At 37.5% G+C, this 16,411-nt stretch carries 17 protein-coding genes; 6 read left to right on the forward strand and 11 right to left on the reverse strand.

Features of this window, described 5'->3' with window-relative positions; all coding sequences use genetic code 11:
• Positions 1-80: 80 nt before the first annotated feature.
• Positions 81-1,427 carry an APC family permease gene (locus V3595_RS13240; protein ID WP_284702825.1) on the reverse strand — a complete coding sequence of 449 codons (1,347 nt, stop codon included), beginning with the start codon at positions 1,425-1,427 and terminating at the stop codon, positions 81-83.
• Between the two features lie 431 nt (positions 1,428-1,858).
• On the opposite strand from V3595_RS13240, the gene speB reads away from it, so the two are divergent.
• Positions 1,859-2,827, forward strand: coding sequence for an agmatinase (gene speB / locus V3595_RS13245; RefSeq protein WP_137019968.1), 969 nt, complete (start codon positions 1,859-1,861; stop codon positions 2,825-2,827).
• Between the two features lie 230 nt (positions 2,828-3,057).
• Here the strand turns inward: speB and V3595_RS13250 are convergent, their stop codons facing one another.
• From V3595_RS13250 to V3595_RS13280, 7 genes are all read right to left on the reverse strand, one after another.
• Entirely contained in the window at positions 3,058-4,122 is a 1,065-nt protein-coding gene (locus V3595_RS13250; RefSeq protein WP_485907644.1) for a M14 family zinc carboxypeptidase, read from the reverse strand.
• A gap of 269 nt (positions 4,123-4,391) precedes the next feature.
• On the reverse strand, positions 4,392-5,585 hold the full coding sequence (locus tag V3595_RS13255) for a M14 family zinc carboxypeptidase (protein WP_485907645.1): 1,194 nt from the start codon (positions 5,583-5,585) through the stop codon (positions 4,392-4,394).
• 369 nt (positions 5,586-5,954) lie between these two features.
• Positions 5,955-7,040 (reverse strand): GerAB/ArcD/ProY family transporter, encoded by a 1,086-nt coding sequence (locus V3595_RS13260; protein WP_485907646.1) that lies wholly within the window; start codon positions 7,038-7,040, stop codon positions 5,955-5,957.
• A gap of 13 nt (positions 7,041-7,053) precedes the next feature.
• Complete coding sequence (locus V3595_RS13265) at positions 7,054-7,287, reverse strand: hypothetical protein (RefSeq protein ID WP_053535516.1); 234 nt, start codon at positions 7,285-7,287, stop codon at positions 7,054-7,056.
• A 6-nt stretch (positions 7,288-7,293) separates the two neighbouring features.
• The gene (locus tag V3595_RS13270; RefSeq protein WP_137019958.1) at positions 7,294-8,481 is read right to left on the reverse strand and encodes a Ger(x)C family spore germination protein; all 1,188 of its coding nucleotides are present in this window, start codon (positions 8,479-8,481) and stop codon (positions 7,294-7,296) included.
• Between the two features lie 25 nt (positions 8,482-8,506).
• A complete protein-coding gene (locus tag V3595_RS13275) occupies positions 8,507-10,198 on the reverse strand; it encodes a spore germination protein (RefSeq protein ID WP_485907648.1) in 1,692 nt (563 codons plus the stop codon).
• Positions 10,199-10,908: 710 nt separating this feature from the next.
• Positions 10,909-11,262 (reverse strand): GNAT family N-acetyltransferase, encoded by a 354-nt coding sequence (locus V3595_RS13280; protein WP_137019956.1) that lies wholly within the window; start codon positions 11,260-11,262, stop codon positions 10,909-10,911.
• Positions 11,263-12,061: 799 nt separating this feature from the next.
• On the opposite strand from V3595_RS13280, the gene V3595_RS13285 reads away from it, so the two are divergent.
• From V3595_RS13285 to V3595_RS13300, 4 genes are read left to right on the forward strand one after another with little or no spacing between them, the layout of a single operon-like run.
• Positions 12,062-12,322: a GerAB/ArcD/ProY family transporter gene (locus tag V3595_RS13285; RefSeq protein ID WP_485907651.1), complete on the forward strand. Its 261-nt coding sequence runs from the start codon at positions 12,062-12,064 to the stop codon at positions 12,320-12,322.
• A complete protein-coding gene (locus V3595_RS13290) occupies positions 12,319-12,888 on the forward strand; it encodes a GerAB/ArcD/ProY family transporter (protein WP_485907652.1) in 570 nt (189 codons plus the stop codon). The genes V3595_RS13285 and V3595_RS13290 overlap by 4 nt, the downstream gene beginning before the upstream one ends.
• 52 nt (positions 12,889-12,940) lie before the next feature.
• Positions 12,941-13,516, forward strand: coding sequence for a DUF2238 domain-containing protein (locus V3595_RS13295; RefSeq protein ID WP_485907654.1), 576 nt, complete (start codon positions 12,941-12,943; stop codon positions 13,514-13,516).
• A 17-nt stretch (positions 13,517-13,533) separates the two neighbouring features.
• A complete protein-coding gene (locus V3595_RS13300) occupies positions 13,534-14,109 on the forward strand; it encodes a DUF2238 domain-containing protein (RefSeq protein WP_137019953.1) in 576 nt (191 codons plus the stop codon).
• A gap of 27 nt (positions 14,110-14,136) precedes the next feature.
• On the opposite strand, the gene V3595_RS13305 is transcribed toward V3595_RS13300, so the two are convergent.
• From V3595_RS13305 to V3595_RS13315, 3 genes are all read right to left on the reverse strand, one after another.
• Complete coding sequence (locus tag V3595_RS13305; RefSeq protein WP_137019952.1) at positions 14,137-14,316, reverse strand: hypothetical protein; 180 nt, start codon at positions 14,314-14,316, stop codon at positions 14,137-14,139.
• 291 nt (positions 14,317-14,607) lie between these two features.
• Positions 14,608-15,078: a hypothetical protein gene (locus V3595_RS13310; RefSeq protein WP_485907657.1), complete on the reverse strand. Its 471-nt coding sequence runs from the start codon at positions 15,076-15,078 to the stop codon at positions 14,608-14,610.
• Entirely contained in the window at positions 15,068-15,448 is a 381-nt protein-coding gene (locus tag V3595_RS13315; RefSeq protein ID WP_241663317.1) for a hypothetical protein, read from the reverse strand. The genes V3595_RS13310 and V3595_RS13315 overlap by 11 nt, the downstream gene beginning before the upstream one ends.
• Positions 15,449-15,908: 460 nt before the next feature.
• Here V3595_RS13315 and V3595_RS13320 point away from each other — a divergent pair, with 460 nt between their 5' ends.
• Positions 15,909-16,355 (forward strand): DUF5392 family protein, encoded by a 447-nt coding sequence (locus V3595_RS13320; RefSeq protein WP_485907659.1) that lies wholly within the window; start codon positions 15,909-15,911, stop codon positions 16,353-16,355.
• Positions 16,356-16,411 lie beyond the last annotated feature (56 nt).

The raw sequence follows: 16,411 nt of genomic DNA on the forward strand, positions 1-16,411 counted from the left end.
CAGATTTGCATATATAAACAGTAATTATTAAATACATAAAAAAACGCATCCTAATCGGATGCGTTTTTTCTTGGAAAATCTCATAGCTGAATTTCTTCAACTTGGTATTGGGGCGGAGCCTTCCGGAATGCCTTTGTGATATATAATAGATAACAAAAACCAATAATGAACCAGCTTGTCCCCATTATTAGGGAACTTGTCTCAAGGTTGATCCAAAGAATGCCAATCGCTATAGCACCAATTAAAGGCATAATTAAGTATTGAATACACCCCTTTATCGTTCGATGCTTCTTTTCCCGAATGATAAAATGGCTGATCACTGACAGATTTACAAAGGTAAATGCCATTAATGCACCAAAGTTGATCAGTGACGTTGCTGTCACTAAATCAAAGAATAAAGCCGACAATGAAATGACTCCGACTATGAGTACATTAATGGCTGGAGTCTTCCACTTAGGGTGAATAAACCCAATCCATTTTTCCGGAAACACTTTATCACGTCCCATAACATACAAAAGACGGGAAACGCTGGCATGCGATGCTAATCCCGAGGCTAGCGTATTGACGAAAGTGGTACAAAGAAAAATGGATTGAAATAGCTTCCCGCCTACATAAAGGGCGATTTCCGGTAATGCAGCATCCGGTTCCTTAAAACGGGATATATCCGGAAAAAAGAGCTGAATAAAGAAAGATGCGGTAATGAAGATGATTCCACCCCAAAGTGCAGTTAAAAATATCGCTTTTGGAATCGTTTTTTTCGGATCCGGCGTTTCCTCAGATAGTGTCGTTACTGCATCAAATCCCAAAAAGGAAAAACAAAGGATCGTGGCCCCGGTTATTATGGCCGAGAAGTCCATTCCTTCTTTTACAAAAGGCATTATTGTAAACACTTCTCCTGTACCTTCTCCATTATTCAAACCTTTGACAACAAGAATGATGAACACTGCCATGATGGCAATCTGAATTAAAACAAAAAGCGCATTAAAGTTAGCAAGTACATTGACGCTCCTGAGATTGAGAATGGTGACGATTGCTACGAACACTACTACCCAAATCCATGTAGGAACTCCTGGAAATAATGCTGTCAGATAAATTTTGGTTAACAATGCATTGACCATAGGTAAAAACAAATAGTCTAACAACGAAGACCATCCTACCAGGAACCCTAAATGCGGGTTTATGGCCTTTTGCGTATAAGTGTAGGCAGAACCTGCAGCAGGAAAAACCTTTACAAGTTTTCCATAGCTGGCAGCTGTAAAAAGCATCCCCACCAATGCAACGATATAGGCAGTCGGCACATGGCCTCCCGTAATCCCAGATACAATGCCGAATGTATCAAATACGACCATGGGGGTCATATATGCTAACCCCATCATAACGATTTGCCATAATTTCAGTGATCTTTTCAATGTAACCTCATTTTCCACCTATCATTCCCCCTTGAAACCGCTTTCAAACTTGTTGGTTCAATTTCTTTACTAGATTAATCTCATGCCTCCCTCTTTTATAAAAGTTTTACATGTATACCTTAATGCAATTTATGTGCCACATGATTTCGGTTTACTTTGACAAACGAAAAACGCCTAAATTGCTACTTAATTCCTGTATTCTTACCGGCAAATGATTGATTTATAGAAATGAATCTTTCAGCATCTCTTCCATCGGCGATTCAATTTCCCATAAATTATTCGCCTTTGCATACACAAAGCCAATGTTATCTGGTAAAACCCCTCATTAAATCACTTACCGTGACTTGGCATGATTATTGCATGATTAATCATCTATAGGAATTCAATTATTTGAGTTTCAAAATGAGTTTCAAAACTATTAAGTTATAAGAAAATGGAGGAATAGAAAAATGAAATATCCTTTATCACCTGATGTTAAACCAGAGTTTTGTACCACAGGGTCATTTATGCGCTTACCTTCTACAAGAGAAAATGCCAAATTGGCAGTGGTAGGTATGCCTTTTGATACAGCTGCTTCATTCAGGGTAGGAGCCCGGTTTGCTCCACAGGCAGTCCGCCAAGCATCCATGACGTTGTTTCCTTATCATCCCATTCACAAGGTATTTCCGTTTGACGAATGTAATGCAATTGATATTGGGGATGTTTCGGTCATTCCCCATAATATACATCGAAGCTATGAGTTAATTGAAAAGGCTATGTCAGACTTGATGAAAAACGGGATCATTCCAATAGGAATCGGAGGAGATCATTCAGTAACATTGGCTAATCTAAGAGCAGCCGCAAAAATACACGGTCCTGTTGCACTTCTTCATTTTGATTCACATACAGATACCTGGGATACTTATTATGAAGAAAAATACTGGCATGGTTCGCCGTTTATCCGTGCATATGAGGAAGGTTTGCTCCAAACGGATAAAGTTTTCCAGATTGGCATCAGAGGTACGCTCAATCATCCAGGAGATTTAGATTCCAGTACAGATCTAGGCTACAATGTGATAACAACGCCCGAGTTGAAGAAGAGAGGAATCGAAGATGTCGTGAAGGAAGTCAAGAAAACCATTGGGGATACACCATGTTTCTTGACCTTTGATATTGATTTTGTTGATCCATCCTGCGCTCCTGGAACTGGCACCTTGGAGGTCGGCGGTCTAAATAGCTTTGAAACCCTAGAGATGATACGCTCTCTGCAAGGATTCAACTTTATTGGGTTCGACCTGGTGGAAGTCCTCCCGCCGTATGATCCAACACAAATTACATCACTATTGGCAGCCACCATCATTCATGACTTTGCCAGTTTAGTAGCCTTACAACTAAAAGAAGAACAAAAAAAGGAGAATTCAACCGAAAAAAGCTTATAGGAGCAAACACCCACTATTAATGTAGGGACAAATCAGGTCCAAACTGTAATCGTTCAAAAGGCATCTGCTTTTAGTGAAAGCAGATGCCTTTTTTCTATGTAATCTTTTATCTTGTCCTGCTATTTCCACTATAAATCATTTATATAGTCTGATGAACCAATTCAAGCTACTATCGGTGTAGGAAAATAAAAAAACACATCCCATCTGAAAGAATGGAATGTGTCTTCATTTTATTCGTCCGATTCTATCCCGGGACGATTGTATTGTGTTGGCAGGGTGTCCCAAAAGCTTGCATCAGCAGTTTCAATTGAATCATCGGCAATAGCTCTGACAGCTGCATCCAAAGTGGTTACCGTTTGCTTTATTAGATAGCCATTACTTTTTTGTCCAAGCGCTACTGACTCGACATTGTGGTCCGACATACCTCGCATCTCAAAGAGCAGTGTAGCAATATCATAACGAACGGCTGCACCATTACGGCCTATATTTTCTCCAGAACCGCCATCATACCTACCAATATGCCCCCAACCAGTTGGTTCAATGGAGTTATATACAACAGCACCCAGTTTTTTTGACGCTTCTAACACTTCAGGCTTTACTTTTGCGTTTGTAGGATAAAGAATTGAACCTGAAACAAGTTCACCGTCTGTTTCACTTAGCGTCCCTTGATGATGTAAATCTATCATGTAATCTATATCGTATTTCGCAAATACATTTTCGTGTAAAGCCTTTACCTCTACTTGCATGGAATCAGTTTTTTTATCATGCTCACGGTTTAAGTCGATCCCATTTGCATTTGCCCGTGTTAGATGCCGATCACCTTTTGCTAAATAGTCATCAAGAGGGAAATTAACATCTCCCATGGCCCCATCTGCGTTTAACATGGGAATGATCAGTATATTAACATTTTCCAAAATTCCTTTAGTCTTGTTCGTGCCTAGATGTTTAATGAATTCGAGTGCACCCTCAGTAGTCAGTTGTTCATTTCCATGCTGTTGAGTTAAAAATAGTATAGTAGGATTCTTAGGATTTGACATGTACTTCGCTAGGTAAATATCCCTCCCTTTTACCGTTTCCCCGATTACTTCCAGTGCCAGCCTTTCTTGTTTTGCATCCTGCGTTTCAAGATAGCTTACCAGGCTTTCATATGTATGAAGATTTGAAGTTGTCACTTGTCCATTTCCAGCACTGGGGCCATTTCCAACCGCTCCGACTGGTAGCGCAACAGCTGTTACTGCGCTTAAGGTCATTAAACTAGATAATGAAACTGATAGAACTTTCTTTTTAAAATTCAATAAAAACCCTCCTTATCAAATATAATAATCAGAAAAATAACTATTAATAATATTCTGACATTTTTACTACTTTATGTTAATAGTGAAAAATAACTATGTTTCAAAATAGTTTTCTTCTACACAATATAACTTGAAAGTAATTACTTCTACAAAGGCGATATTCAAAAAAACATTTTCTGTTCCCGATGAAGAAAAACCAGGCGGACACCCGTCTGGTTACTTCAATATAGGCTGGAAGTTAAAAGTATCATTTCCTCACTAAATATTTATTATTGCCTGCCCTCCGTCAGTGGAATTGACTCGTATTGTTCCGGATTGATTTTATATACAGAGCCATCAGTAACTCCATCAATTATTCCATATAACCCTCTTTCAACTGCTTTAATGAGCATGCCTTTTTTCTTTTGGCCAAAGGACTGTGTTTGGCCTCTAACTTCAAAGAGCACTGTCCCACTTCCGTTTAAAGCAAAGGCTCCCAAAGCCGTTCCAGGAAGGTTTTGGTTTTGCGGATATAAGGATATATTTCCATATGGAGAATTACCTTGTTCTTTCATAGCATTATATACCGCTACATTCAATTGTCTGGAAAAATCATAATTATAGTTTTTTGCATATTTGGCATAATCTTGTCCTGAAGGCGAGCTTGGATCTGGAACAAATTGAGCGGAAATCGAGTATGTGACTAAATCATCCGTTCCATCAACTTCATAATAGGGAGCTTGGTGATGCAAGTCCACAAAAATCTCCACCTTTCCGTATTGCTTCAATAGAGACTTGTAAACATCACGTGTTGTTTGTGATTCAGGTGTTATGAACCAACCAGGGGTGGATGATTTTCCAGGGAAGTCTTTAGCTTGGGGAATATAATTTAAATCAGGATTAAAGTCACGATTCACATCGAAACCAGGTTTGGACTCATAATCGAATGATTCATTTTTGTATGTATAATAGTTCCAAGATGGACTCGCTCCTGCTAACTGTGGAAACTGTTCCACGACCTCTGCCCAGGTCATATCATTTCCGCGACGGTTCAATTCAGCAGCATCCGGATTCATTTTAGGCAAAGCGACAAGGGTAATTTCTTTACGAATTTTCTCCGCTTCAGGAGAGTTGGTCCCCAAAAACTTCAAGATATTCAAGATGGCATCCGTACCGGTTTTCTCATTTCCATGGATCTCACTTTGAATTAAAACGACTTTGTCGCCTGTTCCCACGGTTGCTTTATAGATTTCTCTATTTCTATTTGAATATCCAGCTACATCCACTTTTACTTTACCTTGGCTATCACTCGCAATTTGTTCTAGCTTTTTCCCTAGTTCAGCATGATCTGTAAAACCTGAAACCGAATAAGTTTGTTGAATGGGTGTTCCCGGTGATGTTTCATTAGCTGCAAATGTTGGTACCGCAATGCTTGCCGATAAAACGGCAACTCCTAGAGTTGAAATAATTTTCCTGTTTTTCATATTACAACAATCACTCCCTTATAATATTTTTCTATCTCATTATACAAAATGGCAAAGTAGAAATATGTTGGAATTTGATGTCGTATTATGACTTTTAATGATTCAGGCATCTGCTTTAACTATAAGATGGGTGCTACACTCCCTTATTTAGATCGTAATTATATGCTCTTTGAAAAGTGCCGATTTTTCCATGCAAAAAGATCCGAGACATGTGTATCACGGATAGTTCCCGGAAGTCCTTTAACATGTAAAAGTTAGGCAGTGATTTCGCCATGTGGTAGCGAATCCTTTCCCATTTGGGATTAAATCTGTAAGCCGCATCCAGATGCAACATCCGCTTGGAAATATCTAATGTGATGCAAGCTGCCCCTACCTTCCCCTAATTTTCCCAACCACTAATAATAACAATGGCAGAATAAAACAAATCGTTAAGGATAATGGTGTCCAAGCTGTAGCCATAAAGTTTTGATAATGCACGATATCGGGATGCGAAAAGATGGTAAAAGTGAGAATTAGAAAAGCTAATGGGAATAGAAGAATTTTGTAATTTTTTAATCCTAGCAATTGAGCTATTCCTAAAGCGAGTCCATAAAAGCATATGGTCAACTTAAAATACTCTGTAAAAACCCAAATGAAGGCCACAATGACCTCGACCCTTTCAAAAAAATTACCGATGCTTATCCTCATCCCCAATTCATAAGAAGGATAGGTCAATCTTGCTGTATTATCAGCACCCAATACGAGGATACTGAAAATGATCACTAAGAAAAGAGCGCCGCCACCTAACAAAGCTCCTAAATAAAAGTTTTTCTTCACTTTAGTCTTTTCGTTTACATATGGAGTGATCATCAAAAAGAAAACAAGCTGAACATAAGGCAGTGCTAAAGAGTGATATGATCCCCTCATTATCGGTTTCATGCCTTCTTCAAATATAGGTTGTATATTTTCGATTTTGATATCCGGGATAAGAAATACGAATAATATGAAAAGCAGCAGTACAAGCCAAGGAAAAAAGATTAATGCAGTCCGGCAGATAACTTCCAATCCTAGCCGTGCACCAAATAAGCTTGTTAATATAAACAAGATCATTATCATTTCCATAGGTGTCTCAACCAGGACCTGAGTTGAAAAAAAGTTCCCAATTTCACTAAGTAACGCTGAAGAAAGGTAATATAAATAAAATAAGAATAGGATTGCAAAGATCTTCCCAATCCATTTCCCAAATATTTTTTCATTAACTTCTATATAAGTCATGGATGGGTAAAGTGATGCGAGCCGGGTAAATAAGAATACGAAACATAAACCGATGAGAGTAGCTAAGATATAGGCAATCCAGCCATCCTGTTTTGCTAAAGAGACAAGTACGGAAGGTAAAGTAAGTATCGCTCCTCCTATCGTGAATATGATGACCATTATAAGAAATTCACCAGAGCTGATTTTTCCTTTTTCAAGCATATTCGATACCTCCCTAGGATAAAATACGATCCATGAAATGAGCGAGTGGACTATATATTTTCGTTATCCAGTCTATAGGAGTGGGAATGGTAATATCCTTGATAATTAAAATACTCAACGTCATACCAACTAAAAGCAATAAAATGAAAATGACAATTTCCTTCCAGCATTTCTTTTTAATAAGGGGTGGTATTTCGAAAAATGAAATAATAGCTCCAGTACATACTGTTCCAATAATTGCCCACATTGATCTTTACTCCTCGATTTCTTTTTGAAAGGATTCTGATATGGTGCCTAAATTGCGAATCTTTGCATTAACGGTTACATTCACGTCTAAATTTGCGAATTCCTGTTCCCAATTTCCTTCTAAACGTTTCCATGCTTGAGGATCCGCTCTATGAATTTCTTCACCAAAACCGAAGATATCACTTTGATACTTCTCTTGAAGCGTTTTTATCGATCCTTCTATTTTATCTTTAATGTCTTTTGCGTATCTTTTATTCAATTCTTCGATTTTTTCAGGTTTAGTTAAATCGATTGTGCATTCTACTTCACCTATACTCCCTTCTGACGTGACATTTATATCAATTTTCGGATTTCCGTTTTTCATTTTCCCCTTGATTTTCGTTTTTGAACTAGTCGTGTTGACCGTAATTTGCTCACCTTCACATGGAATATTTACCGCAGTGGACTTAACATGGTCTGTAATGTAACTAACACCTTTACTGTCGTTCCTGTTTAACCAGCCGACAAGTTTATCCTTCTTGAATACTCCAAGATAATCCAAACGCAAGCCGGATTTCGGTGAGATATTTTGCGCATTCGTAACATTGCTTCCTGATTCGGGATCACCATAAACGTAAATCCCCGTTAGCATGGCCTGTCTGCCTTTGCTGACGATACTGCTGACCAGCTCATCCAAAGTGACCGTCCTTGTCGCTGCCCACCTTCTATCTGAATTTTCCAAGGCATCAAAAACTTTATTTGCAGGTATTTTTTCAAGCGCCGTTTGCACATTAAGCGTATCATAAGCAGTTGAACCCTTCGCAACGGTCATATAGAAATCGGAACGCAACTCCTTTTGCCGGGAAAGGACATCCAAAGGTTTTGCAATTCCCGCCCTGGCCATTTCCTCACCAAAGACAATTTCACGAAGATGTGCGACATATAACCTTCTCGGTATATCAGTTGATAGGCTTCTTATTGCTTCAGCAATGGTTGCACCGCTTTTCCTGAAAGTTACAACTTCCGTACGGCCAGACCTGGCATCACCTGCCAGCTCACTCGAATTTAGAACTTGGACGCTTACAAGATACCCATCTTCCGTTTTATCAATTCCCATGGCAGTAACGATGGCAAGTTCATTCAACTCAATGCTGCTCCAACAGCCGGATAAACAAATTATAGGTAACATTAAAAATACCTTTAGCATTTTTTTCATCGTAAACCCTCATAATCTCATCATTTTATCTAGGTGGTTTAGGAGAACTTACTTCTCCTCTGTCTGTATCATTTTTACTGATCAAACGAGGCCGCTTTAATAATGACCAATGTGGCATACGAATGATGTTGTCTTTTTGATCTTGTAAAATGAATGGTGCATTTGGAGCTAAATATGGTAAACCAAAAGATCGTATGCTATTTAAATGCAGGACCATCACGATCAGCCCCAAAATGATCCCGTATAACCCAAATGTAGCGGCAAGGATCATAAACAAGAATCGAAGCATCCGAAAAGCCATGGCCATACTATTGGCTGGAAACACAAAGCTGCAGATGGCTGTTAAGGACACGATGATAACCATTGTTGCTGAAACGAACCCTGCTTCGACAGCAGCCTGTCCAATAACTAATGCACCCACGATGGAAATGGATGAACCGATTGCCCTAGGCATCCTCACACCTGCCTCACGCAAAATTTCAAATACTACCTCCATCAGCATCGCCTCTACAAAAGCTGGAAAAGGAACACCCTCTCGCTGTGAGGCTAGACTTATGAGTAAAGGAGTAGGAAGCATTTCTTGATGAAAGGTTGAGACAGCAATATAAAGTGACGGTGTAAGCAAAGCAAGGAAAAAGGATAAATACCGTAATACTCGAATTAATGTTGCAATGTCTGCCCGTTGATAATAGTCTTCACTGGACTGGAAAAAATGCACCATCAGTGCTGGAACGATAAGGACAAACGGAGTTCCGTCAATTAGTATCGCAATCCTTCCTTCTAAAATGGCAGCGGCTACAGCATCAGGACGTTCCGTATTATAAACGGTTGGAAAAGGAGTGTATACTTCATCCTGAATAAGCTCTTCAATGTAACCACTCTCAAGGATCGCATCTATATTGATTCGATTTATCCGGCTTTGCAATTCTGAAACCGTTTTATCATCGGCAACACCTTTTAAATACATAATCGCTACGTCTGTTTGCGTTTTTTCACCAATCTGTTTTGTTTCAAGCCATAGGTTAGGATCTTTTATTCTCCGTCGTATTAAAGCAGTATTTGTTCGCAGCGTTTCAGTGAACCCATCCTTTGGTCCTCTTACTACTGTTTGGGAGGAAGGTTCCTGAACTCCCCGATCGGCCCAATCTCTTGATCCGAGTGCCATTCCTTTTGGGGAGCCGTCCATCAATAACATCGTGTCTCCCGATAGAACATGGTTAAAAAGCTTTTGAAAATCATTTATTTCCACTATTCCCCCTACAGGAAGAATATGTGATTTTATCATTTCAAAACAGTCAGTGTGATTAAGGACTGCTACGTCCAACTCCGAACTCCGAATTTCAACCATTAAAGTGTCGAGGATGAAATCTTGGATGGAAGCTGAATCCGTTAATCCATCGGTATATACGATGCCTAATTTAATTTGCCCATTTTTACCTGCTTGAAAATCCCTTATAACTATGTCTGAACTATTTCCTACCGTTTTCTTAATATGGTCTAAATTAAATTGAAGGTCAGAAGAGATAAGTTTTGTTTGATGATTCTTTGAGTCTTTACTTCTGTTTTGGGCTTTTTGAACTGGATTTTGGTTTTGATTTTTAGTTTTGCTGGAGTTTGGATTTCCGCTTTGATTTAGGTCTTCTTGTTGTTTTTTATTTTTCACTGATTGTTTATCTTCAATTAACTTCCTCAACGGAATAGGAACTCGAGATTTCAATGCTAACCCCCTCATAACCAAAAGCCTGTTAAAATTATGTTTTCACCTTGGCTGCAATTATATCCATCTAAGTAAAATAAATTGGAATTAATTTTCAAGAGCAAAATTCAATTAAAGGTTGCTGAAGATGGCTCGGATATTAACATTTTTGGACCTGCTTTTTCCACAAAATTGAATTACATTAACCACTTCCCGTCATCACTGCAAACTCGGAAGCAACTTCTCTTTTGGAGTCAGTTCAGTAGGTATAAAATTAAAAATGGATTTTCTTTGACAACCCCGATGTAGGCTTTTTCTGAAAATGCCTTAAGGTAATTTTGTATATTAATTGTTTTTTAATAATCTTCAACTTTCTTATCTTTGGCGATAGTTGCCTTATCTAATCGTTTATAGGCATCCTGAAGCACAACTAATCAAATTTTTTTGGAAGTTATGTTTAAAAGTATTCTATGAGTAAATGCATAGATTGCCAATATTCGCATAATCTATTATCATTTTCGAGAGCAACGATTTTAATTTTTGCTTGTTGGACTAAAGTGGAATGAAGTTGGATGGTTTAGGGGCACGAAAAAAGATAAATGAAGAAAAACCCTGCAGAGATTTCTCTCCACAGAGTTTCTATAAGCTTTCAACTAATTTTTTGGGTGCAGGCACTTTGCCTTTGAATAGGCGAATGGCGACGAACAATATATGGTAACAAGGCGCCGAATTCAAGATTCTAATGTAATATATTCAGCTCCCTGGTCTTTTGCCCAATTATGTATATAACTTAGCAGATTATATCCAAGGCCACTAGGACGATGATTTACATCAGTAACCAAATCTTGCACATAAACATAGCGTTCATTGTATGAATCTTCACGCCAGCTAATACCTGCTAACGCTACGATGCTCGTATCATGATATAAAGCAAATAACTTTTTACCCTCCTTACGCATATCATTTAATAATTCTAGATATTCCTTAAAAGTCAAATCAGTACGCAACTGACTTAATATAGGATAAGCCTGTAAGAATTGATGTTCTACAGTTAACTCTACTATATTTTCCACTGGTATTTTCATACTAATATTCCCCTACCTTTTTTTAGTTTAATGGCTTCGCCTTCCCTTTATAAATCCGGATTAATTTTCTGACATATAACCAAGGGCAAATTAAACATCAAATAAATGTTTTTAATAATTGTTTGTCTAACAGTTTCCCATTCTTCTCCTTTCTCCATATTTATTAGATATACACACATAGATATACACATAAATAATATGCAAGAATCGCGCCAACTCAAATCTATTACAAATCAAAATATTGTTGCATCTTTACCTTAATTGACGTATCGAAGCAGGTTAATCAGAAAATCTCACCAAATGATGATTTGATGAAAAATTAGGTGTAAGTTAAATCAAATATTCAGTTCCTAAAACATTATGATGTGGGGGAATTTAAATACTATTTCTTGAACCAATAGGAGAAGCTACATAATGGAAGTGGGACAAGTAAAATTATTCTTCTATAATACGCCATGTTTTGTCCCGCGAATTTACCCATCACTCGTTTATAAATTATCTTCCTATGTGTTTGACAATTGAATATTTTGTCTCGGATTTGAGAAACGGCCATACACACTTTTGATAAGGAGGTTACACTTATTTCAAATACAGGTTGTTTATTTTCGATTTTGATTCCGGAATAAGAAATAAGAATAATATAAAAAGCAGCAAAATCTAGCCCGAATAATGAAATGGGAATGGATTTTCGAAGAAAAGCCATGACGATTCAAATTATTTCCGTGTGAATAACTTGAACATGAATAGCCAAAACTAAGGAGTATTAAGAAGGAAGGAACAAACATAAAGGTGAAAAATAATGCCTGGTAGTTTCAAAATTTCATCACATCAAATGATGATTTTAATCCTTTTGTATTCGGTAGGAACGGTTATTTTACATACTCCTTCTCCTTTAACTAGTTTTGCAAAGCAGGATGCGTGGCTTGCTGCATTATTTGGGACAGGAATCGCATTAATTTTTGTATGGTTCTACATCAGGGTTGGAAATTTATATCCTGATCTCCCTTTAGATCAAATAAATGAAAAGGTTTTCGGTAAGTTAGTCGGAAAGCAAAGATGATCAATTTCACATTTTTTATCTGGTCTTTTTCAACTGCTGCCGAGACTATTTATTATGTGGGGAATTTCATTGAAACTTTTTGGATGCCGGATACTCCACTTGCAGCATTAAATATAATGTTAGCTGCAGTAGTGATCTTTACAGTTCGCCTTGGTATTGAAACTTTTACATGCACGTTGGAAATATTCTTCATACCCGTATTAATATTACTGATTATTTTTTTGGTATCCATCATTCCTCAAGCCAATATCCAAAACATTCAGCCAGTATTTGAAAATGGAGCCAAACCTGTCATACGTACGACACTTTTTTTCATCAGCGTGTTCACGCTGTCTCCTGTTATGTTTTTAATGATTTTCCCTTCAAAAGTCAATGAAAATAAAAAAGGGGGTAAAACTTTTTATATTGGCACATTGATCGGAGGAATCATTTTAATTCTGGTTATCATGCTGGATATGGTCTGGTCATGCCTTTATTATTGTTTATCACGGCTAAATTTAAAAACACCATTAAAAACCATGGCAGCCAACAATGATAATAACAAAAAGATTAAAAGAACATCATAAAAATATTCCAGAAGTCCGAAATTGTCGGGGTTAATGAATATTTACGAATGAGGTGAGTATATTGAAACATAAAATAATCATCATTTTTAGTCTGGTTTTTATAGCATTCATGACTGGCTTACTTATCTTTTACCTCATAAAAGATGATTCTTCCCGATGGATGGTAGCCCTTGGGGGAATATTGGTAAGTGCCTTGCCCATTTTATTACTGTTTGTAAAAAATAATCCTTTTAACATTCCAATCATAATCGGTTACTATGTTTTAGTTTTTTGTACGACATTTTTAGGGTCCATCGCAAATTTTTATGTGGATTTTAAATGGTGGGACTCTGGCCTTCACTTCTACAAAGGTATTTTCGTGGCTTTTGTTGGAATTGCTCTTTATAAACAATTCATTCCTCAAAAAGCGAGAAAAGATGTTTCAAGGTGGATCATCTTTCTATTTGTTCTCTCACTTTCAGTCATTGCCACTGTTCTTTGGGAAATATATGAGTTCGTAGGAGATCTCACTTTTACTCATACCATGCAGCGAGGCGGTAATAAAGATACCATGTACGATTTAATTTTCGGTCTTACGGGCGGCCTGCTTATCTCCATTTATTCTATTGTACAAAAATCAAAATTATAATTTATAGAGGTATTCATATGAATCGTAAGCTAGTTATTTCATTAAGTTCAGGGTATGTACTTTTCATGGCAGCTTTATCTATTTTTTACTATACAGCCGATGAAACTTTTAAATCACTCGTTTCGATAGGCGGTGTGGTATGTGGAGCAATTCCCCTTTTATTGGCCCTATTTACCAAGCTTCAATTCAATCTGCCAATTATCATTTCCTATTTAATCTTCTTATTCGGTTCACAATATTTAGGATCTATTTTAGGTTGGTATGGACTGGGGTGGTGGGACACATTCTTACATTTACTAAGCGGTTCCCTTCTCGCTTTTACGGGAATTGCTTTATATGAACGATTGGTATACAGAAATGCAGGCAAAGAAATATCTCCTTGGTTTGTCTTTTTGTTTACCCTCTCCTTCTCAGCACTTGGTGGTGTCATATGGGAGATTTACGAATTTAGTTCTGATCAATTATTCGGAATGACACTGCAAGGCGGAGGAAATAAAGATACAATGATAGATTTAATCGCAGATACTATTGGAGGTCTTATCATTGCAGTGTGGGCCGGAGTGCGGACAAAGATTAAGTTAAAGAAAACATGAAAAAAATTTTTATCGATTTCTTTTATCTTATTGTAAAATAACAGCAAACCATTTGAAATATTGAGGGTTGACTGCATTAAAAATCGTTCCAGTTGATTTTAGAAATCCGCTCCTTTCCGCCGACTGTCTGCCAAGCCTCCTCAACGCAAACGTCTCCGGGGTCTCAGCTAGCCAGTTATTCGGCAGGAGTGTCACAAATTTCTTCAATCTAAAGAGGTTTCCTCCGTATAAACAAAAAACATGAAGGATAACAAAGTTCACTTTAAAAATCATGTTCGGCGTGAAAACATTTCGAACCCCTTTTTTCGACATAAGGGGTTCTATCTAAAATTTAAAACAAAGTTGATTGGAGCGGGTGTTCGGGACTCCTGCGGGAAAAGCGAATGCATGGAGTCAACGTTCATTGTATAAACCATAAAAAAACTGTAGACAAACTCGATTTTCATCGAGTTTGTCTACAGTCTGAAACGACCCTCTTTTCGATGGTCGTTTTTATGTTCATTTAAATATGATGGAAATTATTTTTTCCGTCGTCATCGCACTATCCACCACATATGTTCCAGGTCGTAACCCGTTGGCCTTGCCTTTCTTTTCAACCGCGTCAGAAAACTCATTGGCATTTTTAATGACTTTTGCCCTTTGTAGGTTTTTACCCACATCGATGCTTGTCGAGCCTTTAGACACAGTAAGAACTGTACGGTATATGATTTTTTCTGTTGGTTCTTTTACCGTTTCTTTTTCCGCTTCAGCTTTATCTTTAACCGACTGTGCTTCAGTAATCTGATCTTCCCATTCTTTTTCGGAATGTATGACATACCCTTCTGAAGCCAGAGACTCTTTCATTTCATCTTCTGATAGTTTCTCTGATGTGCCGGTCGCTTCACCTGGACCAAAGAAGTACACTGCACCGCATAAGCCTGCTGCAACAACAAGGCCTCCGGCAAAGCTGCGCATTGATTTAGATGTCATTGGCCACATTTCTCCTTTCATTCTTCGTTTTTATGTAAGGAGTAAGCATGCTTTCAATTTCTTCTTCCGGCTGTTTTGTCTTCAGTGCGATGCTTTCAAATGAATAGCCTCGCTTATGTAGGTCGAGTACTTCACGCAACAAGTTCCGCTTTTCGGAAGTCATTGCTAGAACGCCTGCCTCTTGCACCGTAATTTCAGCATCTATCTCGATGTTCCTGATTTTTTCCTGTAATACATTCATTTCATCTCCAAAAGTGATAGCAAGCTGTTCCAATTGACTGTCCACTTTTGCAGAATCCTTTTTAATAAACGATAAAATGAACAGTAATACTGCTGCAGCAAACAAAATGATCAGAGCCCATTCCATCATTTTATGTCCCTCCTTAATCTTTGAATCTAATATCTCGCTTTCTAATTATATATTGATTTGTTCCAAAACTCGATTTAAAAGTACTAAATACCACTATAGTCACGTATTTATGACAAAAAAAGGCGCGGCAAGGCCATCCATAACTATTAATAATCAAAAAACAAAAATATAGCTTCCATTTGAGGACCATTTTACCATAATCCATTCATCATTAATACCATTGTTAGTATATTAAGGCAATATACTTTAATAACCCTGTCTAACTGGGTTATTAAAGTATAAATGGCATTCTTATTCACATCACTGCTTGTACTTTTCCCTTTAAAAGAGTCCAAGGGTTATATTAAATGACAAACACGTTTCCAAACGATAAGATATATATTATTAGGTTCCTTTTCCTGTTTCATTGAATAGGTACGATTTCTCAGTGCCATTTTTGAACAATATTAAGGAGGATACAATGAATATTAAAATAAATAATATACCGAGTTTCATGCAAGCCGAAATCGAACAACTTCAATCAAATTTGTCCCCCTTGTTGAAGAAAAATATGAAATACGGTTTTTTTTCGACGGTGATGATAGGCTTTTCCATCATTAATCTTTTTTTCCTTTTATTTAAGAACGAATCTTTACCCATCTCGAAAATCGCACTTGGAATCTATGCATTGGTGGGAGCTGTAGGATTTGCCTTATTAAAAGAAAACAAACACAACCAAAAAGAAATAGTGAAAATGAGTCAAAAATATATGTTGGATAGAATCAAAAAAAGCAGCTATTTAACAGATGCCAGAAAAAGTAATTACTTTAAAAGAGTAAATGAGCATCCGCTTACTGCCATGAATGTTTTTTTTGAGTTTCTTGCTGAAGAACAACAATGGAAGAACAAATCCTCACACCCGGAATAATATCGGTTGAAATAATCAAAAAACTCAGCACTAAAAAACAACTCAACCAGTGTGAT

It is taken from the genome of Bacillus sp. CFBP9009, from assembly GCF_036541465.1.
Classification (GTDB): domain Bacteria; phylum Bacillota; class Bacilli; order Bacillales; family DSM-1321; genus Peribacillus.

Coding starts and splice junctions, on each gene's coding strand:
- V3595_RS13255 (WP_485907645.1), bottom strand. CDS start 5,585: ATGAAAAACAGGAAAATTATTTCAACTCTAGGAGTTGCCGTTTTATCG.
- V3595_RS13310 (WP_485907657.1), bottom strand. CDS start 15,078: ATGACATCTAAATCAATGCGCAGCTTTGCCGGAGGCCTTGTTGTTGCA.
- V3595_RS13270 (WP_137019958.1), bottom strand. CDS start 8,481: ATGAAAAAAATGCTAAAGGTATTTTTAATGTTACCTATAATTTGTTTA.
- V3595_RS13320 (WP_485907659.1), top strand. CDS start 15,909: ATGAATATTAAAATAAATAATATACCGAGTTTCATGCAAGCCGAAATC.
- V3595_RS13265 (WP_053535516.1), bottom strand. CDS start 7,287: ATGTGGGCAATTATTGGAACAGTATGTACTGGAGCTATTATTTCATTT.
- speB (WP_137019968.1), top strand. CDS start 1,859: ATGAAATATCCTTTATCACCTGATGTTAAACCAGAGTTTTGTACCACA.
- V3595_RS13300 (WP_137019953.1), top strand. CDS start 13,534: ATGAATCGTAAGCTAGTTATTTCATTAAGTTCAGGGTATGTACTTTTC.
- V3595_RS13290 (WP_485907652.1), top strand. CDS start 12,319: ATGATCAATTTCACATTTTTTATCTGGTCTTTTTCAACTGCTGCCGAG.
- V3595_RS13280 (WP_137019956.1), bottom strand. CDS start 11,262: ATGAAAATACCAGTGGAAAATATAGTAGAGTTAACTGTAGAACATCAA.
- V3595_RS13260 (WP_485907646.1), bottom strand. CDS start 7,040: ATGCTTGAAAAAGGAAAAATCAGCTCTGGTGAATTTCTTATAATGGTC.
- V3595_RS13315 (WP_241663317.1), bottom strand. CDS start 15,448: ATGATGGAATGGGCTCTGATCATTTTGTTTGCTGCAGCAGTATTACTG.
- V3595_RS13285 (WP_485907651.1), top strand. CDS start 12,062: ATGCCTGGTAGTTTCAAAATTTCATCACATCAAATGATGATTTTAATC.